Origin of the sequence: Nocardia carnea NBRC 14403 (genome assembly GCF_000308515.1) — a bacterium.
GTDB classification, from domain to species: domain Bacteria; phylum Actinomycetota; class Actinomycetes; order Mycobacteriales; family Mycobacteriaceae; genus Nocardia; species Nocardia carnea.
Window position 1 is genome coordinate 21,702 of sequence record NZ_BAFV01000022.1, and the last position, 26,242, is coordinate 47,943.

A 26,242-nucleotide genomic window follows, 5' to 3' on the forward strand; every position below is an offset into this window, starting at 1 on the left:
GGTGTTCGTGGCCTCTGTCGGCGATCTGGCGCGGCGGGTACGGGCGGCTTCCGACGGCTTGGATCGGCGGTATTTCGTGGGACTGGCCGGACCGCCGGGCGCGGGAAAGTCCACGCTCGCGTTCGCGCTCTGCACGGCATCGAATTCGCCGGACGAGGAGTTCGCCGGTATCGCGCCGATGGACGGCTTTCATCGGACCAGCCAGGACCTCTCCGATGCGGGCGAGCTCGAAAATAAAGGACGGCCGGGCACTTTCGATATCGGTGGATTTACGGCGAAGCTGCGGGAGCTGCGTTCGGCACCGGTGGGCGCCGAGGTCGGCTGGCCGGTTTATGACCGCGAGATCCACGACCCGGTGCCGGACGGTGTGGTTTTCCGGTGGCAGCGGATCGTCGTGGTCGAGGGCAACTATCTGCTGCTCGACGAACCGGGCTGGCGGGACGTGCGATCGCTGCTCGACGAGTGCTGGTATCTGGATGCCGGGACGGAGTTGATCGAGCAGCGGCTCCACGAGCGACACCTCGCCGGGGGTAAGGCTCCGGAGGTCGCACGCGCACGGATCATGCACAACGATCTGCCCAACGCCGAGCTCGTCGCCGGAACGCGTGCGCGGGCCGATCTCGTGCTCACGCCCAGGGGCGAGAAGTACCTCGTCCGGGTAGCTCGCTGAGGCGATTGCACCATTCCCGGGTGCCGAAGAACCGGCAGGAGAAACTCGCCACCTCCGACGCCGACGTCAGCGCATGGACGAAATCGTGGCCGGTGCTGGTGAAGTAGCAGAACGCGCCGTGCAGGATATCGCCCGCGCCGAGCGTGTCCACGGCGCGGGTTTCCGGGATATCGATGCGGAATTCGCGGTCACCGGCGAGGCCGATGATCGGTTCGGCGCCGTTCGTGATCGCAATGTTCTCGACGCCGGCGGCGCGCAGGTACGCGAGTACGGCGGCGGTGTCTCCCTTCCGGATACCGGGGGGTGCGAACGCGGCGGCACAGATTGCGGACCGGATGTGTGGGAGCAGGGCGATGTGGGAGTCTTTGAACCTGCCTGCGTCCAGAACGGTGGGGATGCCGAGCGAGCGGGCCTGTTCGCACAGTCCGGCAGCCAAGGCCGGGTAGTGCCCGTCGACCAGCACGATGTTCACTCCGGGGAGCAGTTCGGCAAGACCGTGTTCGTATGCGACTGCGATGCGGGTGCCGTCGAGGGAGACGACTGTGCGAGTGGCGGCCGCTTCCGCGACCACGATGGACGACACCGGAGGCTGATGGTCGCTACCGGCGCAGACGTCGACGATCCGCACGCCGTGCCCGGCCAGATCGTTGCGGATCAGGTCGCCGAGCCGTTGTGTGCCCACCGCGGTGACGAGTGTCGGTGCACCACCGAGTGCCGCGTAGGCGACAGCAGCATTGGTGGCGGGCCCGCCCGCGCCGATGTACTGATTGCGGGCCTGGGTTTTCGTGTCCTCTGCGGGGTAGCTGTCGACGCTATAGGCGATGTCGACTGTTGAAAGCCCCACGAACAGAGACAATTTCCGGTCATCCGGTGCGCTGTTGTCGTTCATGTCGCCGTCCTGTTCGCTCGTATCACCGAAAGTGGCCGCATCGCATAGTTCCACGTCGGGGGGCGACTCGATGATCAGCGGAGGTTGAAATGGCGTAGCCGACCGGCGATCGCGCCGGACCGATCGGTAGGAACAGCGGGTACGTCGAGCACGGTGAGACTGGGCGCCGCGACCGGTTCGACCGTACCTGCCGGTAACCCGACACAGATCGAGAGCGCGGCGCGGATGGTGCCGCCATGTGTCACGACGAGGACGGGGCCCGGTAGGGCGGCTGCGCGCCGAACCGCCGCGGTGACCCGCGCCCGGATTCCGGCAGCAGATTCACCTGCGGGTGGTATCAGTTCCCCGGCGCGCCAGCGGCCGTAATCGGCCCCGATTTCGGATGGCGTCAACCCTTCCCAGTCGCCGAGGCCGTGCTCTGTCCAGCCTGCGTCGATCACCGGATCGGGTATGTCCCGGCCGGCTCGCCGGAACGCGTCGGACAAGAGCGCGGCCGTTGTCCGGGTGCGGCGCAACGGTGATACCACGAGCGAGCGTGGCGCCCAGGTCACGAGCGCGGCGCCGAGTGCGGCGACATCGCGGCGGCCGGCCGCGGACAGATCGATATCAGTACGGCCCTGCAGGCGCCGATCCCGAGTCCAGGCGGTGGCTCCGTGGCGAACCAGCAGGAGTGTGGTCCGATCGTCGGAATTCACAGTCGCGCGCCGTCCGCCCCGAAAAGTGCGGCGGGCTCTGCCGGGAGACGGACCCGGGTGAGCTCGCCGGGGCGGGCGGGCCGGTCACCGACCACCGTTATCCGCGACCGCTGCGCCGATTCGCCGCCGAGGAATCCGGTGATGAGATGGGCGCCCGCGGACGGGGTGGATTCGAGGACCTCGAAGGCCAGCATTCCCTGCGGGTCCAGCTGCACATCCTGCGGGCGATACATGGCCTGAGCAGGGGATATCCCGTCGGGGGCGGGCGCGATCGGGACACCCTGACAGGTCAGGGATCCGGCGTCCGCGTATACGGGGAGCAGCACTGCGGGCGGGCTGCCGAGGAAGGAAGCGACGAACGCGGTGGCCGGACGCTCGAGCAGATCGGCCGGGATACCGAACTGTTCGAGCCGGCCGTCCTTCATGATCGCGATATGGGTCGCCAGGGCGAGTGCTTCCACTTGATCATGGGTGACGTAGACGCTGGTTGCGCCACTCGCGCGATGCACCCGGCCCAGTTCGCCACGCATCTCCAACCGCAGGCGGGCATCCAGGTTCGAAAGCGGCTCGTCGAACAGCACGACCTCCGGGCGCGGGGCGATGGTGCGGGCAATCGCCACCCGCTGCTGCTGCCCGCCGGAGATACCGGCGGGCGCGCGATCGGCCAGTTCGCTGATCTCGAGCGAGGCGAGTACCTCGCCGACCCGTTCCTGCCGCTGTTCGCGTGACCAGCCTGCCACCGCCAGCGGCCATTCGATGTTCTGCCGCACGGTCATATGCGGCCACAGCGCATAACTCTGGAACACCATGCCGAGACCGCGTTTACGTGCCGGAACGCTGTGCCCGCGGTCGCCGTCGGCGACGACGCGGTCCCCGAAATGAATGGTGCCGCTGGTGGGGTCCTCCAAGCCGGCAAGCATGCGCAGCGTGGTGGTCTTACCGCAGCCGGAGGGACCGAGCAGTACGACGAAGGCGCCGGTGGGCACCTCGAACGAGACATCGTGCACCGCGATGGAGGAACCGAACCTCTTCCCGAGCCGCTGGATGCTGAGCGTTGTCATGGGTTGCTCCGATCGGTGCGCCCGGTCAGGCGCCGGGCGAAGAGGGTGGCCGCGACCGAGATGACGGCGATGACGAGGGTGATGGCATTGGCCTGCTGGGTGAAGCCCTCCGAGGCATAGCGGAAGGTCATCATCGACAGCAACGGGGTCGCGGGCGTGACGAGCAGGACTACCACCGAGAGATCGCGCACCATGGTCACGAAGACGAGGACGCCACCGTTGGTGAGGCCGCGGGCCACCAGCGGTGCGGTGATCCGGCCGAATCGGCGCGGGCCGGACGCACCGGTCAATACCGCGGATTCGTCGAGTTCCGGGGAGACCTGGCCGAACGATGCGGTGGCGGTCTGGTAGGCGAACGGCAGGCTGGCGGCGATACCGGCAAGCACGATGATCCAGAACGTTCCGTACAGCGACCCGAACGGACCGATGGGCGCACCGAACTGGGCGATGAACGCGGCACCCAGCGCGACCCCGGGGATGAGGAACGGTACATAGCTCAGTAGCCCGATCAGCCCGTTGACCGGCCGGGCGCGCGGCATCCGGCGCACCACGTAGGCAGCCAGGGCGGCGAGCGCCACCGCTCCGGCCGCGACGGCGAGGCCGAGGCTCACGGTGCCCGCGAAGGATTCCAGGATGACGGGATCGCGCAGGATCCCGCGCATACCTTGGGAGATGGACGGGTCGGACTCGCCGATCCAATAGTGCAGGGTCAGTCCGCCGTCGAGGCTGTTGGTGCGCCGCAGCAGGGTACTGGCGGCCAGCACGATCCCGGGCAGGACCGCGGTGACCACGACGAGTGCCCACGCGAGGGCGGCGAGCGGCAGCCGCCAGGGACCGGTGCGGGTCGTGCGGGCGCGGGTGGCCTTTCCGGTGATCGTCGAATACGAGCGGCCGCGGGTCATCCGGTTGCCGGCGAACAGAATGATCCCAGCCACCAGGACGAGCAGGATCGACAGGACGTATCCGCGTTCCGCGTCGCCGGTGGAGATCGCACCGTACAGGCGGGTGCTCAGCGTCTGGAACCGTACGGGTAGCCCGAGCAGGGCAGGCACCGCGAAGTTGGACACGCCTTCTGCGAACGCGAGCAGAAAGCCGGACAGTACGGCGGGTGCCACGGCAGGCAGGACGATACGGCCCGCGACGCGTAGTCGCGAAGCGCCGGTCAGTTCGGCGGCGGCCACCAGGTCGCCGCCGATATTCGCCAGTGCCGCGGCGACTACGACGAAACTCAGCGAATAGTAGTGCGCCACCAGAGTGAGTACGACGGGCACCGGCCCCCAGGCGAGCCAGTCCGGAACCGGCACCCCGAGCGAGGCGAGCAGACCGGCATTTCCGCCGACCAGATCGTTGCGGAACACGCTCTCCCACGCGAGGGCGATGGCGAAACTCGGTAGCGCGAACGGGATCACCGCCAGCACACCGATGATCTTGCGGCCGGGAACGTCGCTCATGACGACCACCCAGGCGAGGAACGCGCCGAGCACCGTGGCCAGCAGCCCGGTGCCGAGCCCGACGACCAGCGATCCCATCAACGGTGTCCAGAACAGGGACCCGGACATCGGGCTTGCCAGGACATCGCTCCATGCGTCGTCCCCGTCGGTGAGTGTGGCGCGTACCAGGCCGAACAGGGGGAGCGCGACAAGTATCAGCAGAACCGCGAGTACGGCGCCGGCCAGCCAGGTGACCGGTCGGCGCGCCACCGCGCCCGCGCGGGACAGCGGCTTCACTGGATGGTCAGGAGGAAATCGGCGACCTCGTCGCGCCGCTCGGCGGAGGCCTCCGGGTCGATCTGCCAGGCGCCGAGTTCGCCGAGCGGCAGCGCCCCCGCCGGTGCTGTGAGATCGGTGCGTGTCGGGTAGTCGCCGGCGACGTAGAAAGGCTCGTATGCCGTACCACCGGTTTCGCTGTCGTCACCCATCATGTAGTCGATGAGCAGCCGGGCCGCCGCCGGGTTCGCCGAGTTCGTGGTGACGCCGAGGTAGGCGGGGAAGACGATCCCGTTCGACGGCGCGACTCCGGCCGCGACCTGCAGTGCCCAGCCCTCGTCTTCGTTGTCGCGACGGTCGGAGTAGGAGGTGAACCCGAGCGGTGGATCCTGCTGTCCCACTGCGCCGATGGCCGCGTTGACCGTATCGGTGTCGTCGACCAGTACGGCGTCGTTGCCGTACAGGTTCTTCAGGAACTGCAATCCGGCATCGGGTACGCCGTCGTCCAGCGCGATCTCGCGGCCGAAATGGTCGGCGTAGGCGGCGGCCATCTCGTCGCTACGCAGCGACAGCTCGGTGGCGAGGTCGAGGTAGTCGCCGCGCACATTCGGGTCGACCAGGACAACTTTGCCCGCCCAGCGCGGCTCCGTCAGCTCCCAGAGATTCGATACCGGAGCGCCGTCGGGGTGGGCCTGTTCGTTGTACATCAGCACCTTGGTGGAGAGACGATTGGCGAGTAGTGGCTCCCGGTACTCGGCAGGGACGGCGTCCGCGACCCGGCTCGGCAGATACGGTTCGAGCACACCGTCGGCCATCAGTTCCGTGACGACGACAGGGGCGTCGGAAACATAGGCGACGTCCGCGGTGGCGCTGCGGCTCCGATGTTCGGTGTCCAGACGTGTGATCAGCTCGCTGGAGGAGATATCACTGGCGATTACGTCGATACCGGGGTATTCGGCCTCGAACGATTTCTCGACGGCCGCGATGCGGCTGGTGAACGCGTAGACCACGACCTCGCCCTCCTGCCTGGCGAGTTCGACGAGTTCTTCGTGACCGAGGGCGTCCCAGTCGATATCGCTGCCGCCGGTGGAATCGGTGGCTGAGCAGGCCGTGAGACCGACGGTGAGGGCCAGCAGTGCCGCGAGGGTGCCGCGGGTGCGGAATCGGGTGGCGGACATGGGTGATCCTGTTCTTTCGAGTGAATCAACGGTCGGTAGGGAGCGTGGTCAGCGGTCGAAGCGTTCGAGCAGCGTGCCGAGCTGGTCGAGTGAGCGGATGGCGCGGTCCGGGGATCGGCGCGCGATCGTGAGCACCAGAGCGTTGGCGATCGCCATCGGCACGGTGAGCGACAGATAGTCGTCGCTGCCGCCGCGGGGGGCGGCGAGGACGGCGTCGGGCTGTGGCGACAAGGTGAGCAACGTATCGGTGATGAGCGCGCAATATGTGCCCCGGCCGAGTGCGATCTCGAGCACCGGCGGAAGTGCGGCCGGCACCCGGCGGAACGCGCAGGCGAGTAGTAGATCACCGGTCTGCATGGACGACAGGTGTTCGGCGAGTTCACGATCGGCGCCGGTCAACATGGTCGAGCGCATACCGAACCGGCGCAGGCGGCGGGCGAACAGTTCGGCAAGCACCGTGGCATTACCGTGCGCAAAGAGGAAAATGTGTTCGGCGCCGGCGATACGAGTCGCCAGATCGTCGATCTCGGTCTGGGTGATATGCCGGGGCAGCGCGGTGAGCGCCGCGATCTCATCATCGACGAACCCCTGCAGGACATCGTCAGGGTGCCGGTCGAGGCGGCCGCGAACTCGCTGTGACGGTCCGTCGCCGGCGAGGTAGTCCTGGCGCAGCGCCTCGCGTAACTGGGGATACCCGTCGAAACCGAGCCGCTGCGCCAACCGGGTCGCCGCGGATTGGTGCAGTCCCAATGGTTCGGTGAGATCGGCCGCGAACCAGAATGCTGCCTCGGCCGGATGCGCTTGCAACACGGCGACCAGGCGACGGTCCGTCACCGTCAGTTGAGCTCCGCGCGCCTTGGCGAGGTTGGTGATCAGCACGCCGTCACGCTAAGCGCAATCTCACTTGCAATGAGTGCAAGTCCTGCAAGTTCAGATGCAATTCATCGAAGCGCCCAGCAGAGGTCACGCACCGGGGTCCTGGAGGGAGTTTTCAGCGCCCGATGTTCGGGCAGAGTGCGCCGAGCCCGGTTCACTGCCTCATGGTGGCTCCGCCGGATATCACTTCGATGCGGCTGTTCATTCTGCGTGAGCCAGGGCTGCGTCGTCTGCGGCGGTGTCCGCATCGGTCCATCCGGCGCCGGATGGTGGGTTTTCCAGATGCCAGCGCACCGACTCGGCGACCCGTTGGAATGAATCGGCGGGTGCCCAGCCGAGGAGGTCCTGCGCGCGGGCGACGGAGAACAGCAGATGTTGGGCAGGTGCGCCGGTCAGGGCCAGGTCCGGTGGCAGGACGGAGTCGGGGACCGTGACCAGTTCCGCGGTCGCCCCGGCAGCGTCGAGGATCTGGTGCAACCAGGTGCGGACCGGCACGGTCTGCGTTTCACCGAGGTTGACGGGGAGGCCGTCCGCTGTCCGGTTGTCCAGGGCGGCGAGGACTCCGGTCGCCAGGTCGTCGACGTATCCACGGGTCCAGAGCAGATTTCCGGCACCGATCGGGATCCGGGTGCGGCCGGCGCGTAACCTGCGCAGTATCAGGTCTTCCCGATGCTGCCGGTCGTGCGGTCCGTAGATCAGCGGTAGCCGTAACACCACCGCGCCGCGCGCGAGCCAGCGGTCTTCGACATCGCGTTTGCTGTAGTCGTCGGGCACCTCCGGCAGGTCCGCGCCGCGGTACGGATAACGGTTACGGCGCAGCTCCGAATCCTCGGTAATCGGCACCGGCGAATCGCAACGACCGGCCAGCAGCGCCGCATGCGCCTGGTAGACGTCTTGGCTGGACAGCGCCACGGTCGGTACCTCGGGTAGCACCGGAAGTACCGCATCGACATCCGCGCCGGTCAGCGCGAAGCTGTCGATAACGGCGTCCGGGGCGAAATCACGGATTCGGTCGCGATGCCGTGGGAGATCGTGCCGATCGGTGAATAAGTGCTCGACCGGTAGCCAGTCCGCGGGTTCACTGTGACTCCGGTGGATCAGCAGTACCTGGTCGCCGCGTGCGTGGAGACGCTCGACCACTCGCCGGCCCAGAAACAGCGTTCCTCCGATGATCAGAACACGCATAGCGCCACCCTAGTGCCGGGCGGACCGAGCCCGGAGTAATCCGAGACCACCCGGTGGCCGCACCGGCCGCGAAATAATCGGCGCCGCCGAACTCGGCCGTAGTCCTGACCGCCGACCGCTGAACCGTCTGCTGCCCTGAGTTCGCGGCCGGTGCGGTGGCCACACGCCGAGAGCGATCAGGGCGCCGTCGCGAAAGTATCGTCGGTCGTCGCTGTAGGCGCGTAGACGGTCCGGGCAAGTGCGAGCTTCGCCTGGCGTGCTGCCGCGATCACCGAGTCGTCGAAGCCGGTGCCCGCCGGCCGCCGCGGCACCTGATGGAGGTCGTCGAGCATCGTCCAACCCGACCCGAGCTCGATGAGCGACCGATGTTTCGTGGCATAGAAATCCGCACTGACCGGGATCGCCACCCCGGTGGCGCCCGCCGTCGCCGCGACCAGATGCATATGGAATCGGGTGGTCAGCCAGGTCTGTCCGGCGGCGACCGGTAACCCGTGCTCCCAGATATCGACGAACGGATAGAACCGTGCACCGGGTAGCTGGTGTTCGATGAGATCGAATACCTTCCGGTCTTCGCCCGGGATCGCCTCGACCACCCCGATCCGTTCGGGCGGGATCTGCCAGGCGCGCAGAATCCGCAAGACGGCCGACGCCAGCACGTCGAGACCGATATCGACCTGATCGCCCTGCAGACAGAGCATCACGTCGGGCGGATCGTCCGCGTTCGTCCGGAGCTTCGGCTGCGCCAGGAACGCATCGTCGATGCCGGGGCTGGTCCCGAGTAGGTCCGCGGAGGCCCGGTCGCGGACGTCGGCGATCGCGAATTCGGCGGCGGTGGCCCGCACCAGCTCCGCGGCGCCTTCCGGCTCCGGGAACAATCCGAGGCCGGTCACCGCGCAGCGGGCACCTGAAGCGCGGGCGGCTGCGGCGGCCCCGGCGAGCAGCCCGATATGTCGTGGCCAGATCCGGTTGATATAGCCGCCGCCGAGTAGATGGATGATGTCGGCGCGCCGCAGCAGCGCGATACCGCGATCCCACCGCGGGGCCAGACCGGGGTCGGCGACGGCCCGGCGCACCCATGCGGCCACGTGCCACGGGTCGTCCGACGGCGCCTCCCGGCACAGCCGCCACAAGGTATCGGTGAAGCGCACCCGCGGATGCAGATCGCCGAGCAGTACCTGCGCGGGCCCGGGGGAGTGCGTATCGACCCACACCTCCGCCTCGGGCGCGGTTTCGGCGAGGTGGTTCAGCCACCCGGCGGTGATGAGTTCATCCCCGTAGTTGGGGTGGCCTGCCGGGCCGGTCAGGTAGTAGAGCGGTGGTGCGTCCATGCGGCTCCGATCGAGCGAGGAGGCGTCCGGCCATGCTATCCCGGCCGCCCCGGTGTCCCGGCCTCCTGTTCGTGCCCGGGTGCTTGCAGGGCCGGGAACCAGATACCGGTGAGAACTTCGGCCGCCTGCTCCGCGGAGACCTCGATGGTGCCCTGCATGGCCCAGCGTGTGAAGAAACGTTCCAGCTGCGCCACCAGCAGTTCGATGCGTAACCGCGCCTCGTCGCGGCGCGCGGCGGGCCAGCGGTCGAGATAATGCGGCATGCTGTCGGCGAGCGTCATGATGCCCTCGCGGACGGTCCGGCGGAATTCCGGTTCGAGGGCGGTGGCCTCGTCCCAGGCGGGCAGCATGTCCTTGTTCTCGAAGAACCAATCGATGGCGCGGGCCATCCAGGCCGCGAATTCTTCCCGCGACCCGGTGGTGAGAACTCGGTCGAGATCGGCGTAGAAGAACCGGACACCGGCGGCCTGCGGGCCCTGGTTGGCAATCGCCCGCAGCACTTCCGGCTTACCGGTGAAATGCAGGTAGAAGGTGGCCCTGCTGCAACCCGCAGCGGCGGCGATGTCGTCGACGCGCACCGCGGAATAGCCCCGGGTTTCGAAGAGGTCGCGGGCGGCGTCGACGATGCGCGCGGTGGTCGAGCGCTTCTGTTCCTCGCGCAGCGTGCCGCGGCGCACTGCGGGCGGTTCGGTCGGCATGAGCGCCATCCTAGAGGGTGTGAACACTCACTGGACGGTGTGTCCAGCGAGTGTTACGTTGTGGTTCAGGTCACGGCGCCGTTCCTCGCGGCCGGACAGGAGTTGTGCATGAATTCACCGGAACTGCCCAAGGTATGCGTTATCGGCGCCGGTCCCTCGGGGATCACCACCGCCAAACGCCTCGCCGAATACGGGATCCCGTTCGATTGCTACGAAGCATCCGACGAGGTCGGCGGTAACTGGTATTTCAAGAACCCCAACGGGATGTCGGCCTGCTACCAGAGCCTCCACATCGATACGTCGAAGTACCGGCTGCAATTCGAGGACTTCCCGCCACCCGCGGACTGGCCGGACTTTCCGCACCATTCGCAGTTGCTGCAGTACTTCAAGGATTACGTCGACCACTTCGGCCTGCGCGACCGGATTCGCTTCAACACGCTGGTCACCGGCGCCGAACGCGCCGCCGACGGCCTGTGGACGGTGACGACCAGCGCCGGTGACACCGAGGTCTACGACGCGCTGATCGTCTGCAACGGCCACCACTGGGACCCCCGATTCCCCGACTATCCGGGCGAATTCGACGGCGTACTCATGCACAGTCACGCCTACAACGACCCCTTCGACCCGATCGATATGCGCGGTAAGCGGATCGTCGTGGTGGGTATGGGAAATTCCGGTCTGGATATTGCCTCCGAGCTGTCGCAACGGTTCCTCGCCGAGAAACTGTTCGTCTCGGCGCGCCGTGGTGTCTGGGTACTGCCGAAATATGTGAAAGGCCAGGCGAGCGACCGCCGTTCGCTGCCGCCCTGGATTCCGCCGAAGCTCGGCTTGAAACTGCGGCAGCGGGCCGTGCGCAAATTCCGCGGGGAGATGCAGAACTACGGGCTGCCCGCACCGGACCACGAACCGCTGGAGGCGCATCCGTCGGCAAGTGAAGAATTTCTGCATCGCGCCGGCTGCGGCGATATCGAGTTCAAACCCGCGATCACCGAATTGGCCGGTGACCGTGTTCATTTCGCCGACGGCAGCAGCGAGCAGATCGACGTAGTGCTGTGCGCCACCGGGTATCACATCAGTTTCCCGTTCTTCGCCGACCCCACGTTGCTCCCGGATACGGAGAACCGGTTTCCGTTGTTCGCGATGATGATGAAACCGGAGATCGACAACCTCTTCTTCCTCGGCTTGGCCCAGCCACTGCCGACACTGGTCAACTTCGCCGAACAGCAGAGCAAATTCGTCGCCGCCTACCTGACCGGGCGTTACCATCTGCCGGCGCGCGCGGAGATCGATCGGCAACTACGTGAGCAGGAATCCCGGCGCAGCGGACGGTATTACGAGTCGCCGCGGCATACCATCCAGGTCGAGTTCCAGCCCTATGTCCAGCGATTGACCAAGGAACTCGAGGCCGGTGCTGCCCGTGCCGCCGCCGCGGGCAATGCGCTACCCGTGTCCGCCGCTGCGATGCAGGGCGCGCGGTGACGAGCGGTTCCGCCGGGTTCTGCCGTGACGAATTCGCGCAGGTGCGTGCGGTATTCGACGAGCAGCTCGAATCGCAGGCCGAGCTCGGTGCGGCCTTGTGCGTGACTGTCGACGGGGAGCCGGTGCTCGACCTGTGGGGTGGCTACGCCGATCCCGCCCGGACGACACCGTGGGAAGCCGACACTTTGGTGAACGTCTTCTCCGTCACCAAGACCATGACCGCGTTGTGCGCGCTGCTGCTGGTCGATCGCGGCGAACTCGACGTTCATGAACGCGTGGCCCACTACTGGCCGGAGTTCGCCGCCAACGGGAAAGCCGAGATCGAGGTCAGGCATCTGCTGTCGCACACTTCGGGCGTATCGGGCTGGGAACCACCGATCGAGCTGGCCGATATCTACGACGCGGAGGCCGCGGCGGCCCGGCTGGCGGCGCAGGCGCCGTGGTGGGAACCGGGCACGGCATCGGGTTACCACGCACTCAACTACGGCCACCTGATCGGGGAACTGGTCCGCCGCATCACCGGGAAAACGCTCGGGCAGTTCTTCGCCGCGGAACTGGCCGGACCGTTGAACGCCGATTTCTCCATCGGCACCGGCCCCGAAGAGGCCGGCCGCATCGCCACCCTGATACCGCCGGGAGCAACCCGGTTCGATATGGCGGCACTCGACCGCGACAGCGTGCTCGTCAAAACCCTCACCAGCCCGCTGCTCGATATTGCCGAAACCGCGACCCCGGCCTGGCGGGCGGCGGAAATCGGCGGGGTCAACGGGCACGGCAACGCGCGGTCGGTGGCCCGGGTGCAATCGCTGATCTCGTGCGGGGGAGTGCTCGACGGGCGGCGTCACCTGTCACCGGACACCCTCGACCTGATCTTCCGTGAGCAGGCCGACGGTATCGACAAAGCACTGCTGACCCCGCTGCGTTTCGGTATCGGCTACGGCCTGCCGCATCCGCAGACCGTGCCGTACGTGCCGGACGGGCGGGTGTGCTGGTGGTCGGGTTACGGCGGTTCGATGGTGGTCAACGATCTGGACCGGCGGATCACTTTCGCCTACACGATGAACCGGATGGCGACGGGGCTGATCGGTTCCGATCGATGCGACCGCTATCTGAAGGCGGTTTTCGATACGGGAGCCGACCGGTGATAACCGGTGCCCGGGATCGGGCCGTGCGGTTCACGCGGCCGCTGATGAACGCGGCCGGGACATGTGCGCGGCGACCTATCGGCGTGTATCCGTGAATCCGATTCCGACGACCGTGGTATCGAAGTCGGCGCTGCCGGCGAGGAAATCTTCGGAGGTGCTCTGATAGACGAGCATCGGCCGTTGTGGGTCTCCTGTGTCGGAGTGGTTGGCGCGCCACCAGGTATCCGTCGGCGTGTCGTACCAGGCGTAATCGAAGTTGAGAAAGCCCAGGCGGTTCTGATTGAAATCGCCCCACATATTCACTTGGCCGGTTTCCTGTCTGGGGGTGAAGCGGCCGTATTTCGGGGTGTCGGTCGCTTCACCGCGGGGGCGGCCGTTGTGCAGGATCTCCCGGCCGGTCCGGTCGCGGACATAATCCTGGCCGGACCAGAGATGTTTGGCGAAGATGACCGGCTCCCAGTCGGCGGGGGCGCCGGTTGTGGGTAGGTTGTCGGCGACACCGGACAGTTTCGACAGGTCCGGGTCGTCCTGTATCCGGCGCAGCAGGTCGGTGGTGCCGGCCGGCCGGGTGGCGAAGAGGTCCTCGAACTTCGCCGCATAGTTCCTGGCGAGGGCGAGCGCCTGTTGACCGTCGTGGACACGGGCCTCGGCCCGGTCCGAACGGGCCTGTAGGACCCGCTCGGCCGGAATATCCACCCAGGCGTTCCGGGCAGCTACCCGTGCCTGTTGCAGGTCGTACTCGGTCTCCATCACCCGATCGATTCGCTGCCGGACAGCGGGACTCGCGTCGTCGGCACCCGGGCGGTGCCGGGCCTCCGCGAGATCGTCGTAGGCGGCCACCCGTAGTGCACGACAGCGGCGGATCTCGGCATTGGCGGCTTCGCCGAGCGCAAGCGCGGTGTCGTGCCGCGGTGTTCTCGGATGGCCGAACATCAGATTCAGAGGTGGGTTCCCGCTGGTGCGGCCGAGCCGCAACATGGTCATTCCGACACAGCCGCGGTCCAGGGTTCCGAGTTCGTCCGCGGTCATCCGCCGCCCGGTCCGGCGCTCCCACATGGTGATGTACTCAGCCTTGGTGAAGGTCCGCCGCCGGAGCGGTCGCCCGTATATGTCCTGGTGCGTGCCAGGATCGAGGTGCCGGTCGATGGCGCGATCTCGTTCGTTGCCGTCTCGGCTCACGGCAGCGATCCGCGCCGCGAGGTCGCGGTCACGATCGGTCGTGATTCGCGACCCGCTGACGAGCGTGCCTGAGATACCGCGGATATGCCTGTTTCCGAGGACGTCGGTGGAATTCTCGGCAATGGCACGTAGCCGAGTCACGAGATGGGCGACGAGTCCTTTTCCGCCGCCGGTGAAACCGCCGGGTGGAAAAGGGTGGGGCATCGGTTGTCCTGTCTTTGTTCGGTGATCGTTCGGTGTCCCGAGTCGGCGATCGGCGCCCAGGAAAATCTTCCGGGCGGCGGCAATGTCAGGACGGTGGCCGGAGCACGTTCCGGCCCAGGAACCGGCAAATCCTCAGGGCGAGCGCGATATCCAGCTTCTCGTGCCCGGTTCCGGTGCCGCGGGTGGCGTCGACCGCCTTGGTGATGCGGTATTTGACCGTATTCCGGTGCAGGGTCATCTGTTGCGCCGTGTGGACATGGCTTTCACCGGTCTCGTAAAAGGTGCTCAGGGTATCGCGTAGGGCCGCCGCCTGATCGGTGTCGTCGGCGAGTGACCCCAGCACCTCGCGGACCCATTCGCGCGTCGAATCGAGGTCCCTGGCCAGGAGCGAGACCACCGCCACACCGGGATCGCCGAACCCGATCGTCCGGTGGTCTGCGGGCGTTCCCGGCACGGTGGCGACGAAGTACGCGGCCGCGGCCTGCTGATGGGAGCGGCGGAATCCGGCGAGACCTCGGCCCGGCATGCCGACGGCCAGCCGTACTCCTGCCGGCAGGCCGGCGTCCGCCCGCAGCGCGCCGGGGTCCACGGCGGGTCGCCGGCCGAACGGAAACCACACCCACATCGTGCGCCGGTCGATGGCCGTCACCAGCGGTGGGCCGTCGGCGCGTAACGCGCGTGCGAGCATTCGGGTGCAGGCATCCAGCGAGGCGGCGGTGCCGGACTCGTCGCCGCTGGTGTACCAGAGGATTACCGCCAGATGTGTCCGGTCGAGCCGGTAGCCGGTTTCCGATTCGAACCCCGCCGGGTCCGGTGTCGTCGCGCCCAGCAATGCGTGCACCGTGGCGGCGTGTACCGTGCCGCGGGCGTTCACCCACCGCATGCGTTCGGTCTCGTAGGTGTCACAGACGTATTGGCTGACCCAGTCGGTATACGCGTAGACGCTTTCGGTGAGTCGCTGCAGTACCGCCAGTCCCAGCCCGGCCGGCAGGGCTCGCCGGTCCACCTCGTCATGGCACATACGCATCATGACGTCCTGGCCCATATGGTAAGCGCGCATCAGATAGTTGAACGGCAGCTCCCGCTGCGCCATCCGCCGCGCGTATTCGACTGCCGCCATCGGCGGTTGGAGATGATCGACCGGGATGTCATTGGCCAATACCTCGATCATGGTCGCCACATTGGCGTGAATGCTGGCGGCGCGTAACTCCGTGAGCCGTGGTTCGGCGCGGGTGTAATCGATCTGCTGGGTGATCCGCCGGGTCATGACCGCTGCGATCTCCGACTCCCGCGTGCGTAATCCCGTCCCGATCTCAACGCTGAGGGCGGAAACCCGCGCCGAAAGCGGTTCTTCGGCCGCTCCGTCCCGGCGCGTCGGGGGTCCGGCGGAAACGGTCATGGCGCGGACCTTTCACGGTATGGCGAACGAGTAGGCCGATGGCGGTGCCTTCCTCAGCTTTCCTGGCCGGCGTGACCCGAAGGGTAACCAGCGGGACGAGATCGGGAAAGGTGTCGGCGAGCCACAGTTGGGAGGCGGTTTTGTGCATAGTGCACAGTGATTTCGCGGGCTGTCGAATGTGCACAGTGCACTACCGGCGGCACAAGTTGTGGTCACGCGGGACATTCCGTTGCCGACCGGCGCTGCCTACCGTCGGAACACGGTGGAACAGCCGGTGACGTCGAGTTGCGTCATCGGTCATCATCCCTCGAGAGGAAATCGCATGATTCGCACTGTTCCAGGCTTGTCGGTGCGGAACCGGCGGGGGGCGCAGTTGCCGCCATGGCTCCGGTGACCGCGCAAATATGGGACAACGCTCCGCCTCGGGGCGACCTCGCGGCCACTGTTGCCGAATGTGCGGAGATATCGGCCGGTTACAGCCGGGTCCGGGCCTGCTTCTCTCCGTCGGTCGAGGTCTGACGGGCCGGCGCGCGCCGCATCTCCGGCGGTGATACCGGCGAAGAGGCTCGCCGATATGGCCGGCCGAATCCGGGTGGCAGTGCACCAGGGGTGTGGCGACCTGGCGGGACGGGTGCGCGCGATATCCGGGACTGCGCACTCGGGGGCCGGCGAATTCCGGCGTGCCGACCGGCTGGATGCGGCCGATGCCGGCCCGTTGCGGCGATCCGGTGACGGTAGCGACTCCCGAGCCCGGGGGAGCGGCGCCTTCGCCGTGGGTATGCGTTCCCGGAAGGCGCAACCGGCCGACCGGATACTGGCCGATCTGGCCGATGATGTCTATTTCCCGGACCGCTCCCGCCCCATAGCCGGGTTCGTCCGGCTCGACAAGGCGGAAGCAGAACGGGCCGGAATCCCGCCGGAAGCGATGAACGACCTGCCCAGTGGGCTGACCAGTGCGCTGTACCGCGACGATGCGGGGCGGTACGTCCTGGCCTTCGCGGGCACCTACCGGACCAGCCTGCGCAGCTGGAAAACCAACTTCGCCCAGGGCCTGGGAATACCGGCCCGCCAGTATGTTCTGGCGGGCCGGTTGGGCAAACTCGCCCGCGGGGCCTTCGGTGACGAGCTGGTCATCACCGGTCATTCCCTCGGGGGCGGGCTGGCGACCACGGCCGCGCTCAAATCGGGCGCACCGGCGGTGACCTTCAACGCCGCCGGGTTGTCCGATCAGACGATCCGCGGTCTCGGTATCGACGCGACGGCGGCACGGGAGTACGCCGCGGCCGGGAATATCCGCACCTATGTTGTCGCCGGTGACCCGCTGACGGTGTTACAGGACTCGCACCGGGTACACCGTTCGATGATCGGCGGGCTCGCCGGCGGGATCCTGGGGTCGTCGCTCGGCGGTGCGGTGGGCAGTGCGATCGGCGGGACCACCGGCCGGGTAACCGGGAGTACGACCGGCCGATTCGTCGGGGCCTCTGTCGGTGCGGCGATCGGCGGTACGGCCGGCGCGGCCGGTACCGCGGGTGGGCTCGCTCAGGTGCGGCCCGCGCTCGGTGCGAGAATAGATCTGCCCGATCCGCTGCTCGCCGAGAACAACGGCCGGATGGCGCATGCGATCGATATCCACGAGATGCCGGGTGTGCGCCGCGCGCTGGACCTGACGCAACCGTGGTCGGATCGGCCCGCCAGTTGAATTTCCGGACAGCGCCTGGATCGAAGGGAAGGCCGCCGATGGCGACACCGTTCGACGGAACCGATATCGAATCTGCGGCGACGGCGATCGCGGCCCGCGACGAGCAACGCCTGGCCGCGGCGCTCGCGTGCGGTATCGACCCGGATATTGCGGGTGCCGAAGGGATCACTCTGCTGCACTGGGCCGTATTGAACCGGGCAGATGCCGCATGTGCCGTGCTGCTGGCCGCCGGCGCCGATGCGCTCCGGCCGGATCACGACGGCGATACCCCCGTCCACCTGGCGGCCGCGACCGCCGACTCCGTATGCCTGACAAATCTTCTCGACTACACCGGCCCCGATGCGATCAATCCGCGCAACGGCCGGACCCCGCTGCTGACGGCGGTTTTCCACCAGCGCGGCAGGAATATTCGCGCCCTGCTCGCCGCCGCCGCGAACCCCGATATCGCCGACAACTCCGGTGAGACCCCGTTACACGTCGCCGCCGAACTGGACGAGCACGAGAGCGTCCTCGAACTGTTGCGAGCCGGCGCCGACCCCGCGGCCAGAAATGGGCAGGGCGCCACCTTTCAGCGCTATCTGTTCATGACCCCGCCGCCGCTGCGGACCGCGGCGGCGGGCCGCGCCCTCGCGGAGATCAGCGCGTGGCTCGCCGATAACGGTGTCCCGCTGGAGTCGTCCTGATCCGGCGACCGTCGGGAACCGGTGCGCCGCATCACCGGGTAACCGCCCGGCCGGTTCTTCGGAGCGGACGAACGGCGGCAGGTCAGAAATAGCGGAGGACGATATACGCCCAGGCGAGCACGCTGCTGAGTACGGTGACCACGATCCCGTATCGGGTGAACTGCCAGAACGTGATCGCATGCCCGGCCCGCTGGGCGATCCCGAGCGCGACCACATTTGCGCTCGCGGCGACCGCGGTGCCGTTGCCGCTGAAATCCGCGCCGAAAGCGAACGACCACCACAGCGCCTGTCCTTGTTTCGGGTCGGGTGTCTGTTCGACCAGACCTTCGACCACCGGCGCCATGGTGGTCGTGTACGGGATGTTGTCGATGAACGCGGCCACCACCGCGGACCCGAAGACCAGGACACCCGAGGCCAGGAGCGGGTTGTCGCCGAAGGCGGCGACGGCGGCATCACCGAGCAGGCCGATGACACCGGTGTGCACGAGACCGGCCACCATCACGAACAGGCCCATGAAGAAAACCAGCGTCGCCCATTCGACTTCGCGCAGGATATCGCGGATATCGAGCCCGGAGATCAGCACCATGGCGCCGGCGCCGAGCAGCGCGACGATCGACGGCGCCACATGCAGCCACGAATGCAGCCCGAACCCGATCACCACCCCGGCGAGGACAAGCATCGACCGGGTGAGCAGCCGCGGGTCGGTGATGGCGCGGCGTTCCTGCAAGGTCATCACCGTGGTGATGTGCTTCGAGGGTTCCCGCAGATGCGCGCGGAACAGCCAGCGGGTGAACAGCACGAACAGTATGAAGATCACCGTCACCGCGGGCGCCATGTGGATCAGGAAATCGTTGAAGCTCAGTCCCGCCCGGCTGCCGATGATGATATTGGGCGGGTCGCCGACCAGGGTGGCGGCGCCGCCGATATTGGCGGCGAGGACCTCGGCGATGAGGAACGGCTGCGCGGCGAAACCCAGCCGCCCGCATACGACGATGGTCACCGGCGCGACCAGCATGATGATCGTGACATTGTCGAGGAGCGGGGAGGCGACCGCGGTGATGATCATCAACATCACCATCAGCCGGAACGGGCTGCCGCGGGAACGTTTCGCGGCCCAGATAGCCAGGAAGTCGAACAGGCCGGTGTGTTTGACGACGCCGACGATCACCATCATGCCCAGCAGCAGGAAGATGACATTCCAGTCGATTCCGGCGTGCGCGTTGTAGAAGACGTCCTCACCCGGCACCAGCCCGAGTACGGTCATGGCCGCCGCGGCGATCAGCACGACCTTGACTTTGTCGGCGCGTTCGGTCGCGATGAACCAGAACGCCCCGACGAAAATGGCCACCGCCAGGATCTGATTCATCGGCTACCTCGCCTCGGCCCGGCGGATTCAGTCCTCGGGCCCGGCGACGGCCAGGCTGATCAGCAATCGTTCGAGGGTGATTCCGCCGATGAGGGCGTGCGCGCGGTCCACCACGGCTACCAGGGGGCTGTGCCGCTGTGCCATCAGCGCCGCGATCTCCAGCAGAGTCGCGTCACGCCGGACGACCGCGGGCCGCGGCGCGTGCTGCGGGAGACAGTCACCGACGGTGAGATGGCCCGGTTCGCGCCAGAACAGTTCGGAATTCAGCTCGTCGATGGTGCGCACGAGAGCCGGATCGTTCTGATAGGAGCTGGGAATCGCCAGCCGCAGCACCTGAGTACCGGGCAGCACGGCCACCGGCCGGTCCGCCTCGTCCACCACGATCATGCCGGGCAGCCGGTTCACCACCATCAGGCGCATGGCCTTCGCGACAGGATCTTCGGGCCGGACGGTCGGCAGGTGGACGGCGATATCGTGAGCTTGCATGGGAGGGTCCCGTCGCGCGTGCGGGGAAAGCATGGTCATGGCCGCGACCCGTCGCCGGTGAGCTGGTCCACCAACCGCTCCAGGCGGGCGACCCGGTCGGGTAGCGGTGCGCTGTGCAGCAGGTCGGCGAATTGGTCGGCCTCATCGGTGCCCAGCGCAACGGACTGGACGGGTTCGTCGCCGGCGCCGTGGTAGACGAGGATCTGTTTCCCGCCGTCGGCGGCGGTGACCAGTGCGAACCGGTCACCGCTGCGAGTCTGCAGATGGTGCACGGTGCCCTGGCCCGGTACGGTGCTGCGGTCGATATACACCCGAACGCTCCTCCCGCCACCGATTGACTTCGCTCTCAGTTTTCGCGAGTGAGGGTGCCGCCGACCATCGGTGCCGGTACCCATCTGTGGTGGCCGGCACTGTGTAGTCCGCCGCCCGGAAAATGGGTGCCCGGCCTCATGGACACCCCGGCGGTCAGCGGCCAGACTGAGGTCATGGACCGTCCGGAAAGTGGTATCGGCCTGTTCCGGCGGCACACCCGGACCCCGGCGGATGCGCTGTTCCGGCGGATCTTCCTCATCAACGGACTGGTGTTCACGCTGGGCACGCTGGTGCTCGCACTGTCACCGGCGACGGTGTCCTCGCGGGTGCGGTTGACCGAGATACCGGTGCTGGCAGTGGGTCTCGCGGTCATCCTCGCGGCCAACGCCTTCCTGCTGCGGACGAGCCTGGCGCCGCTGGACGAACTCATCGCCTCCATGCGGCGGGTCGACCCGTTGCGCCGCAGTGGCCGCGTCGACGGCCGGGGCAACGGCGATCTGTCCCATCTGATCGATTCGTTCAACGCCATGGTCGACCGGCTCGAAACCGAACGGGCCGCGGCCAGCGCCTCCGCCCTGGCCGCCCAGGAAGGCGAACGGCAGCGTATCGCCCGCGAACTGCACGACGAGATCGGGCAGAGTCTCACGGTGGCGTTGCTGTCGATGAAACGGGCCGCCGACCGCGCACCCACCGATGTGGTCGATGTCCTGCACGGTGCTCAGGAGACGGTGCGCGGCTGCCTGGACGAGGTCCGCGGGATCGCCCGGCGGCTGCGCCCCGATGTGCTCGACGATCTCGGGCTCTCCAGTGCGCTCAGCGCGCTGTGCAGTGAGTTCTCCACCACCGCGGGGATCGGGGTGCATCGCGAGGTCGACCGGAACCTGCCGCGGCTGGCGCCGGATATCGAACTGGTCTGCTATCGGGTCGCGCAGGAGAGCCTGACCAATATCGCCCGCCACGCCGACGCCGGCCGGGTCGGGCTGAGTCTGCGTGTCGGCGAGGAAGCGCTGATACTGCGGGTCACCGACGACGGCCGCGGCGGGGTCGCCGAGGACGGTTCCGGGATCCGCGGGATGCGCGAACGCGCGCTGCTCGTGAACGCCACCCTCACCATCGATTCACCACCCGGACACGGCACGGTGGTCTGCCTGACCATCCCGCACCGCGGGGAAGGGAGTGCGCCATGACAGCACCGGCACCGGCCCGCATCCTGCTCGCCGACGATCACGCACTGGTCCGGTCGGGGCTGCGGATGATCCTCGACGCCGAACCGGATCTCACCGTGGTCGCCGAAGCCGCCAACGGGCACGAGGCCGTCCAGCAGGCCGCAGCCGTACCCATCGACCTCGCGATCCTCGATATCGCCATGCCCCGGCTGACCGGTATCCAGGCCGCCCGCGAGATCCACCGCAACACCCCCGGGGTGCGGATCCTGATGCTGTCGATGTACGACAACGAACAGTACTTCTTCGAATCCCTGCGGGTCGGTGCCTCCGGCTACGTGCTGAAATCCGTCGCCGACCGCGATCTGCTCGAGGCCTGCCGCGCCACCCTGCGCGGCGAACCGTACCTGTACCCCGGTGCCGTGAATTCCCTGATCCGCGAATGGCTGCAACGCGCCGAACGCGACGAACCCGTTCCGCAGACCCTGCTCACACCGCGCGAGGAGGAGATCGTCAAACTCGTCGCCGAGGGTTATTCCTCGCGCGAGATCGCGGCAGACCTGGTGATCAGTGTGAAAACCGTGGACCGCCACCGCGCCAACATCCTGCAGAAACTGGGCTTGCGCGACCGCCTCGCCCTCACCCGCTATGCCATTCGCGCGGGCCTCATCGAACCCTGATCGCCGGGCCGCGCCGCCGTAGAGCCCGATCCGGCGGACCGTCGAAATCCCGGGCGGCACGGACGAAGCCGTCGCGTTCGCGCTCGCTACGCACCGGTTCCGCGGCCCGGAGTGAAGTCGTCGAGGCCGTTGGTCCGCGTATTGTGCGCGGCCCTGATGAGCCATCGGCCCTGACGTTTCACCATGATCAAGGTGATCAGGCCGGTGCGGTCCTCGGTCGCGTCCGCACCGGGTAGCCGATGCTCCGGCCAGCTCCAGCGGGTGTGGACCAGGGCCACCTCGGGCGTGATCATGGCGATATCCAGTACCTGCTGGGTGTAGCTCTTCTTCTGCCGTAACACCGACTCGGGGACGTCCTTGTGGCCGTCGATATTCTGCCGGCGGGTGCGCCACCAGATTCCGCGGTGGGTGATGAAATCCGAGTCCTCGGTGAAGTAGGTGCCCCATTCGTCCATCTCATGGCTTGTCCACAGCGCGGTATGGGTCGCGAGCGTCGTCCTGATGGTCTGTTCGTCGTCCGGATGCATACGACAACTCTGAAACCTGAAGTTGACTTGATGTCAACAGCCGGGTCAGGGCAGCCGGTGCTCGTCGATCGGGGTGGTGAGGTCGGTGCCGTTCAGCTCGAGGTAGAGCTGCCGTTCCAGGACCGACAGTGTGGCCGTGTTGCGGCGTTCCAGGGCGGCGGCTGCGGCGTCGACGAAGGTGCGATCGAGGCTGTAGAGAGAAATGGACTCGCTCCGGTGGATCCGTTTCCCAGGCAGCGCCGCGAGGACCTTCGCGGGGTCACGGTGGGTGTAGACGGCGACCCGGCCGGCGAGTTTGCTGCCGCGATGGACCCGGTCGGCATCGGGCGCACCGACCTCGATCCATGCGGTGATCTGCCCGGTGAGATCGCGGACCAGCACGGCGGGTTCATCGGTCGAGGACACCCCGCCGTCGCTGAACGTGATCCCGTCCTCGTATTCGAGGCAGAAGGCCAGCAGCCGGGTGATCAGGAATTCCGCGGTTTCCGACGGATGCCGGGCCAGGCGCAACTCCAATTCCTGATAAACGCCGCGATCGACGTCGGAGAGTTGGACTGCGAAGGTGTGCAGAGTCGCGCCGGTAGCCATAGGCAGGCCAGCCTAATAGGCGGACCTGGTAACTGCCCGGGCGGCTGCTGCCACCAGAATGCCGGCCGCAGCGCCCGGGAGACGACCGTAGCCCCGGCCGAAACGGCCGGGGCTACGTCGATTCTGCAGACCGTACTCGATCAGCCGAGGCTGAAGGGCTGACCCCAGACACGGAACTCGGAGGTGCCGTTATCGGTTGCCACCTCGACTCGCACGAAGGCGCGGGCCTGAGCGTAGCCACCGCAGCCGTTGAGGCCGATGGTGCTGTCGGACCAGGTCACCGAGCCGGTGGGGCCGGTGAACTTGGTGGCGAACGTATGGCCTTCGTTGCCGTACACGTCCGGCTTCTCGATATCGAGGAGCAGGAACGAGGTGGCCTGGCCGGGGCCCAGGGTCAGGTTGCCGCCGGTGCTGAGCTTGCCGGTGACGTTCTCGCCGGCGTAGTCGGAGGTGACGTCGGCTCCGCCGTTGGCGCCACCGCCGCTGATATCGACCTGGCAACCCACGACATAACCCGGGGTGATCTTGGTGCCGTTGTGCTCACCGTGCACCTCGACCTGCGCGCTGGCCGAGACCCAGGCGTTGCGGTGCAGCGGGGTGGAACCCATGGAGGGGTTGATCAGCGCGGATTCGTGGGCGATCCGCGCGGTGACCCCGAGCCCGTTGGGCAGGGTGTGGTGGAGTTCGGCGCCGGGCAGCGGCACGAACGTATCGGCGTTGGCGGCGCCGGTCGAGAACAGACCGACAGCGGCGACGGCCGCGGCGGCGACGCTCGCGATGCGCACGGCGCTCTTCTTCACTACAGACATGAGATTTTCCCTCTCGGAAGAGATATTCCGTTCAGCGACGGATTGATCGACCAGTGGTGACGAGCGTCAGCCGATGCTGAACGGGGCTCCGTACAGGGTGGACTTGGAGTAGTGGTCACCGATGATCTCGAGAACCGTGTAGGACCGGGCCTGAGCGAAGCCGCCGCAGCCCTCGACGTTCATCTCGACATCCTTGTAGTCGATCCAGTACGGACCGGGCTTCTTGATGTCGACGCCCTCGATGTGAACGAATTTCACTTCGCCCGGACCGAGTTTCACACTCAGGGATCCGCTGCCACCCAGGGTCGAGGTGCTCAGGGTGCCACCGATACCGGCCTGGAAGGCGTTCTCGGCGATGCTGACCTGGCAGCCGATGATGTAGCCGGTGCTGAGCCGCGAGGAGCCGTGGGTGGAGGAGTTGTTGGTACCCGGCGAGTTGGTCGGGCCCTTCCACGGTCCCGGGTCGCCCTCGGGGGTCTGCGTGACGTCCGCGTGAATCTGTCCGCTCACCCAGGCGACCCGGCCCGCGCCGTTGGCCGACATCGACGGCGAGATCAGCGCGCTCTCGTTGACGCGCGCGACTTTCCCGTTCGGCCCGGCCTTCTCGCCGCCCGGCAGCGGCACGAAGGTGTCCGCGGTCGCCGTTCCACCGGCAACGCCGAGTACCGCCGCCGCCGTCATCGCCGCACCGGCAGCAATCCCTTTGATGTTCATCGTGTGTCCCTCATGGTCTAGCGAATGTCGCCGGATACGGCCGTGGCCGCGGGAGCCGGCGAAAGCGGCAGCACGAAATTCCGGATCCGGACGCGCGAAAACGCGGGTCAGGTTCGGTTGCTGCGCACTCGCAGGTGAAATCCGGTGGGTACGAAATGCCCACCGGCGGTTCGGATCGTCTCAACCTGGGCGATCAGGTGACGAAATGCTGCGCCATCAAATCCCTCATCCCTGTGTATCTCTTACAACCCGGCCAGGTGTGGCCGGTGGTCCCGAGCCGGGACGGAGCGGATGGGGAGGCGATACAGCCGGCAGCGGAGTACATCCCGTTATCCTTTCGCTCCTCGGCACAGTCTGTTGCTAAGCCTGTTCAGGTTAGGTTAGCCTGCGCTCACTATAAAGGTTAGTTAACAAAATTTGTGAGCTATGACCGTGACGTATCTCATATACGCCGGGAAGGGACGGGTTCGATGCACAGTTCCTGTAGCACCGCGTCATGACGGCCGGTTCATCCTATGAATACCACACCCGGGTCTCGGTCCGCAGGTGGATGGGCTGGTTACTTGCCGCTGCCTTCCTGATACTTGCCTGCGTACTCAGCCTCGTGGTGGGTGTGAAGCCTATTCCGATCACGGAGATCTTTACTGCGCTGTGGCAGCCCGGCGGCTCACCGGACGATCTGATCATCAGTGAATATCGCCTGCCACGCACCCTGTTGGGCCTGCTCGCGGGTAGCGCGCTCGGAATCGCCGGATGTCTCATGCAGGGGCTGACGCGAAACCCGCTGGCCGACCCCGGGCTGCTCGGGATCAATGCGGGTGCGGCCTTTGCGATTGCGGTCGCGGTGGCCTATCTGGGCGCCAGTGGGATCGCCTCCTATGTCTGGTTCGGATTCGCCGGCGCGGCGGTAGTGTCGGTGGTGGTGTACCGGCTGGGGACCGTCGGTCGCGGTGGTACCGACCCGATTCGCCTCACCCTGGCCGGTGTTGCGGTGACAGCCGTGCTCACCGGTATCACCAAGGGGCTGATCCTGCTGAACTCGAGCGCTTTCGAAGAGATGCGGCAGTGGGACGCCGGTGCACTGACCGGCCGCGGCTATGACGTTCTCGCCGGCGCAACCCCCTTCATTCTCATCGGTATCGTTTTCGCGGCCGTCGCCGCCCGCTCGCTCAACGCTGTGGCGCTCGGCGACGATATGGCGCGCGCGCTTGGCGTACATGTGACACGGACCCGGGCGTTCACCGCCCTGGCGCTGATCCTGCTGTGCGGTACGGCGACCGCCGCGGTCGGGCCGATCACCTTCGTCGGCCTGGCGGTACCCCATATCGCCCGCTGGATCGTCGGACCCGACTATCGCTGGATCGTCGCCTATTCGCTGCTCCTCGCGCCGACGCTGGTGCTCTTCGCCGATGTCCTCGGCCGGATCGCCATTCCGCCGGACGAGATCGCGGCGGGTGTGGTCACCGCCTTCCTGGGTGCGCCGGTACTCATCTGGCTCGCCCGCCGTTCGGAGATGAGGTAGT

The 26,242-nt window shown here is 67.1% G+C and carries 26 protein-coding genes; 8 read left to right on the top strand and 18 right to left on the bottom strand.

Annotation, left to right across the window (positions count from 1 at the left end; genetic code table 11):
- The first annotated feature begins 7 nt into the window (after positions 1-7).
- A complete protein-coding gene (locus tag ON22_RS07665; RefSeq protein ID WP_231508626.1) occupies positions 8-670 on the top strand; it encodes a nucleoside/nucleotide kinase family protein in 663 nt (220 codons plus the stop codon).
- On the opposite strand, the gene ON22_RS07670 is transcribed toward ON22_RS07665, so the two are convergent.
- The 9 genes from ON22_RS07670 to ON22_RS07710 form a co-directional block, all read right to left on the bottom strand.
- On the bottom strand, positions 627-1,559 hold the full coding sequence (locus tag ON22_RS07670; RefSeq protein ID WP_051157328.1) for a PfkB family carbohydrate kinase: 933 nt from the start codon (positions 1,557-1,559) through the stop codon (positions 627-629). The genes ON22_RS07665 and ON22_RS07670 overlap by 44 nt on opposite strands.
- Positions 1,560-1,633: 74 nt before the next feature.
- Positions 1,634-2,254 carry a histidine phosphatase family protein gene (locus ON22_RS07675; protein WP_033244881.1) on the bottom strand — a complete coding sequence of 207 codons (621 nt, stop codon included), beginning with the start codon at positions 2,252-2,254 and terminating at the stop codon, positions 1,634-1,636.
- Positions 2,251-3,315, bottom strand: a complete 1,065-nt coding sequence (locus ON22_RS07680; RefSeq protein WP_033244882.1) for an ABC transporter ATP-binding protein — start codon at positions 3,313-3,315, stop codon at positions 2,251-2,253. Before ON22_RS07680 ends, ON22_RS07675 begins: the two co-directional genes overlap by 4 nt.
- Positions 3,312-5,042, bottom strand: coding sequence for an ABC transporter permease (locus ON22_RS07685; protein WP_081595406.1), 1,731 nt, complete (start codon positions 5,040-5,042; stop codon positions 3,312-3,314). The genes ON22_RS07680 and ON22_RS07685 overlap by 4 nt, the downstream gene beginning before the upstream one ends.
- Entirely contained in the window at positions 5,039-6,199 is a 1,161-nt protein-coding gene (locus tag ON22_RS07690; RefSeq protein WP_033244883.1) for an ABC transporter substrate-binding protein, read from the bottom strand. Before ON22_RS07690 ends, ON22_RS07685 begins: the two co-directional genes overlap by 4 nt.
- 48 nt (positions 6,200-6,247) lie before the next feature.
- Positions 6,248-7,078 carry a MurR/RpiR family transcriptional regulator gene (locus ON22_RS07695; protein WP_051157285.1) on the bottom strand — a complete coding sequence of 277 codons (831 nt, stop codon included), beginning with the start codon at positions 7,076-7,078 and terminating at the stop codon, positions 6,248-6,250.
- A 198-nt stretch (positions 7,079-7,276) separates the two neighbouring features.
- The gene (locus tag ON22_RS07700; RefSeq protein WP_033244884.1) at positions 7,277-8,260 is read right to left on the bottom strand and encodes an NAD-dependent epimerase/dehydratase family protein; all 984 of its coding nucleotides are present in this window, start codon (positions 8,258-8,260) and stop codon (positions 7,277-7,279) included.
- A 176-nt stretch (positions 8,261-8,436) separates the two neighbouring features.
- On the bottom strand, positions 8,437-9,588 hold the full coding sequence (locus tag ON22_RS07705) for a polysaccharide pyruvyl transferase family protein (RefSeq protein ID WP_051157286.1): 1,152 nt from the start codon (positions 9,586-9,588) through the stop codon (positions 8,437-8,439).
- 35 nt (positions 9,589-9,623) lie between these two features.
- Complete coding sequence (locus ON22_RS07710; RefSeq protein WP_033245337.1) at positions 9,624-10,286, bottom strand: TetR/AcrR family transcriptional regulator; 663 nt, start codon at positions 10,284-10,286, stop codon at positions 9,624-9,626.
- 108 nt (positions 10,287-10,394) lie between these two features.
- Here ON22_RS07710 and ON22_RS07715 point away from each other — a divergent pair, with 108 nt between their 5' ends.
- Both ON22_RS07715 and ON22_RS07720 read left to right on the top strand, forming a co-directional pair.
- Positions 10,395-11,765, top strand: a complete 1,371-nt coding sequence (locus ON22_RS07715; RefSeq protein WP_033245338.1) for a flavin-containing monooxygenase — start codon at positions 10,395-10,397, stop codon at positions 11,763-11,765.
- Complete coding sequence (locus tag ON22_RS07720; RefSeq protein WP_033244885.1) at positions 11,762-12,910, top strand: EstA family serine hydrolase; 1,149 nt, start codon at positions 11,762-11,764, stop codon at positions 12,908-12,910. Before ON22_RS07715 ends, ON22_RS07720 begins: the two co-directional genes overlap by 4 nt.
- A gap of 75 nt (positions 12,911-12,985) precedes the next feature.
- Here the strand turns inward: ON22_RS07720 and ON22_RS07725 are convergent, their stop codons facing one another.
- Both ON22_RS07725 and ON22_RS07730 read right to left on the bottom strand, forming a co-directional pair.
- A complete protein-coding gene (locus ON22_RS07725) occupies positions 12,986-14,293 on the bottom strand; it encodes a hypothetical protein (RefSeq protein WP_033244886.1) in 1,308 nt (435 codons plus the stop codon).
- 85 nt (positions 14,294-14,378) lie between these two features.
- A complete protein-coding gene (locus ON22_RS07730) occupies positions 14,379-15,692 on the bottom strand; it encodes a PucR family transcriptional regulator (RefSeq protein WP_063820550.1) in 1,314 nt (437 codons plus the stop codon).
- 574 nt (positions 15,693-16,266) lie between these two features.
- Here ON22_RS07730 and ON22_RS34470 point away from each other — a divergent pair.
- Entirely contained in the window at positions 16,267-17,391 is a 1,125-nt protein-coding gene (locus tag ON22_RS34470; RefSeq protein WP_156052326.1) for a Tle-like phospholipase domain-containing protein, read from the top strand.
- 38 nt (positions 17,392-17,429) lie between these two features.
- Complete coding sequence (locus ON22_RS07740; protein WP_051157289.1) at positions 17,430-18,074, top strand: ankyrin repeat domain-containing protein; 645 nt, start codon at positions 17,430-17,432, stop codon at positions 18,072-18,074.
- Between the two features lie 82 nt (positions 18,075-18,156).
- Here ON22_RS07740 and ON22_RS07745 read toward each other — a convergent pair whose 3' ends face one another.
- Genes ON22_RS07745 through ON22_RS07755 form a run of 3 tightly spaced genes read right to left on the bottom strand, consistent with a single transcriptional unit; the run spans position 18,157 to position 20,237 of the window.
- Entirely contained in the window at positions 18,157-19,440 is a 1,284-nt protein-coding gene (locus tag ON22_RS07745; protein WP_033244887.1) for an ArsB/NhaD family transporter, read from the bottom strand.
- Positions 19,441-19,467: 27 nt separating this feature from the next.
- Positions 19,468-19,926: a CBS domain-containing protein gene (locus tag ON22_RS07750; protein WP_033244888.1), complete on the bottom strand. Its 459-nt coding sequence runs from the start codon at positions 19,924-19,926 to the stop codon at positions 19,468-19,470.
- A gap of 35 nt (positions 19,927-19,961) precedes the next feature.
- Positions 19,962-20,237, bottom strand: coding sequence for a cation:proton antiporter regulatory subunit (locus ON22_RS07755; protein ID WP_033244889.1), 276 nt, complete (start codon positions 20,235-20,237; stop codon positions 19,962-19,964).
- A 174-nt stretch (positions 20,238-20,411) separates the two neighbouring features.
- On the opposite strand from ON22_RS07755, the gene ON22_RS07760 reads away from it, so the two are divergent.
- Both ON22_RS07760 and ON22_RS07765 read left to right on the top strand, forming a co-directional pair.
- The gene (locus ON22_RS07760) at positions 20,412-21,425 is read left to right on the top strand and encodes a sensor histidine kinase (protein ID WP_051157331.1); all 1,014 of its coding nucleotides are present in this window, start codon (positions 20,412-20,414) and stop codon (positions 21,423-21,425) included.
- Positions 21,422-22,081, top strand: coding sequence for a response regulator (locus ON22_RS07765; protein ID WP_033244890.1), 660 nt, complete (start codon positions 21,422-21,424; stop codon positions 22,079-22,081). Before ON22_RS07760 ends, ON22_RS07765 begins: the two co-directional genes overlap by 4 nt.
- An 86-nt stretch (positions 22,082-22,167) precedes the next feature.
- Here ON22_RS07765 and ON22_RS07770 read toward each other — a convergent pair whose 3' ends face one another.
- The 4 genes from ON22_RS07770 to ON22_RS07785 form a co-directional block, all read right to left on the bottom strand.
- Positions 22,168-22,608 carry an SgcJ/EcaC family oxidoreductase gene (locus ON22_RS07770; RefSeq protein ID WP_033244891.1) on the bottom strand — a complete coding sequence of 147 codons (441 nt, stop codon included), beginning with the start codon at positions 22,606-22,608 and terminating at the stop codon, positions 22,168-22,170.
- A 45-nt stretch (positions 22,609-22,653) separates the two neighbouring features.
- On the bottom strand, positions 22,654-23,196 hold the full coding sequence (locus ON22_RS07775; protein WP_033244892.1) for a YaeQ family protein: 543 nt from the start codon (positions 23,194-23,196) through the stop codon (positions 22,654-22,656).
- 140 nt (positions 23,197-23,336) lie between these two features.
- A complete protein-coding gene (locus ON22_RS07780) occupies positions 23,337-24,005 on the bottom strand; it encodes an MspA family porin (RefSeq protein WP_033244893.1) in 669 nt (222 codons plus the stop codon).
- Positions 24,006-24,071: 66 nt separating this feature from the next.
- Positions 24,072-24,719: an MspA family porin gene (locus tag ON22_RS07785; RefSeq protein ID WP_033244894.1), complete on the bottom strand. Its 648-nt coding sequence runs from the start codon at positions 24,717-24,719 to the stop codon at positions 24,072-24,074.
- Between the two features lie 496 nt (positions 24,720-25,215).
- Here ON22_RS07785 and ON22_RS07790 point away from each other — a divergent pair, with 496 nt between their 5' ends.
- Positions 25,216-26,241, top strand: a complete 1,026-nt coding sequence (locus tag ON22_RS07790; protein WP_051157290.1) for a FecCD family ABC transporter permease — start codon at positions 25,216-25,218, stop codon at positions 26,239-26,241.
- Position 26,242: the final 1 nt, after the last annotated feature.

Bases quoted from the DNA above. Each gene is read 5' to 3' on its own strand.
- ON22_RS07670 (WP_051157328.1), bottom strand. From the start codon at position 1,559: ATGAACGACAACAGCGCACCGGATGACCGGAAATTGTCTCTGTTCGTG.
- ON22_RS07680 (WP_033244882.1), bottom strand. From the start codon at position 3,315: ATGACAACGCTCAGCATCCAGCGGCTCGGGAAGAGGTTCGGTTCCTCC.
- ON22_RS07690 (WP_033244883.1), bottom strand. From the start codon at position 6,199: ATGTCCGCCACCCGATTCCGCACCCGCGGCACCCTCGCGGCACTGCTG.
- ON22_RS07700 (WP_033244884.1), bottom strand. From the start codon at position 8,260: ATGCGTGTTCTGATCATCGGAGGAACGCTGTTTCTGGGCCGGCGAGTG.
- ON22_RS07705 (WP_051157286.1), bottom strand. From the start codon at position 9,588: ATGGACGCACCACCGCTCTACTACCTGACCGGCCCGGCAGGCCACCCC.
- ON22_RS07710 (WP_033245337.1), bottom strand. From the start codon at position 10,286: ATGCCGACCGAACCGCCCGCAGTGCGCCGCGGCACGCTGCGCGAGGAA.
- ON22_RS07715 (WP_033245338.1), top strand. From the start codon at position 10,395: ATGAATTCACCGGAACTGCCCAAGGTATGCGTTATCGGCGCCGGTCCC.
- ON22_RS07725 (WP_033244886.1), bottom strand. From the start codon at position 14,293: ATGCCCCACCCTTTTCCACCCGGCGGTTTCACCGGCGGCGGAAAAGGA.
- ON22_RS07730 (WP_063820550.1), bottom strand. From the start codon at position 15,692: ATGACCGTTTCCGCCGGACCCCCGACGCGCCGGGACGGAGCGGCCGAA.
- ON22_RS34470 (WP_156052326.1), top strand. From the start codon at position 16,267: ATGGCCGGCCGAATCCGGGTGGCAGTGCACCAGGGGTGTGGCGACCTG.
- ON22_RS07740 (WP_051157289.1), top strand. From the start codon at position 17,430: ATGGCGACACCGTTCGACGGAACCGATATCGAATCTGCGGCGACGGCG.
- ON22_RS07745 (WP_033244887.1), bottom strand. From the start codon at position 19,440: ATGAATCAGATCCTGGCGGTGGCCATTTTCGTCGGGGCGTTCTGGTTC.
- ON22_RS07750 (WP_033244888.1), bottom strand. From the start codon at position 19,926: ATGCAAGCTCACGATATCGCCGTCCACCTGCCGACCGTCCGGCCCGAA.
- ON22_RS07760 (WP_051157331.1), top strand. From the start codon at position 20,412: ATGGACCGTCCGGAAAGTGGTATCGGCCTGTTCCGGCGGCACACCCGG.
- ON22_RS07765 (WP_033244890.1), top strand. From the start codon at position 21,422: ATGACAGCACCGGCACCGGCCCGCATCCTGCTCGCCGACGATCACGCA.
- ON22_RS07770 (WP_033244891.1), bottom strand. From the start codon at position 22,608: ATGCATCCGGACGACGAACAGACCATCAGGACGACGCTCGCGACCCAT.
- ON22_RS07775 (WP_033244892.1), bottom strand. From the start codon at position 23,196: ATGGCTACCGGCGCGACTCTGCACACCTTCGCAGTCCAACTCTCCGAC.
- ON22_RS07780 (WP_033244893.1), bottom strand. From the start codon at position 24,005: ATGTCTGTAGTGAAGAAGAGCGCCGTGCGCATCGCGAGCGTCGCCGCC.
- ON22_RS07785 (WP_033244894.1), bottom strand. From the start codon at position 24,719: ATGAACATCAAAGGGATTGCTGCCGGTGCGGCGATGACGGCGGCGGCG.
- ON22_RS07790 (WP_051157290.1), top strand. From the start codon at position 25,216: ATGACGGCCGGTTCATCCTATGAATACCACACCCGGGTCTCGGTCCGC.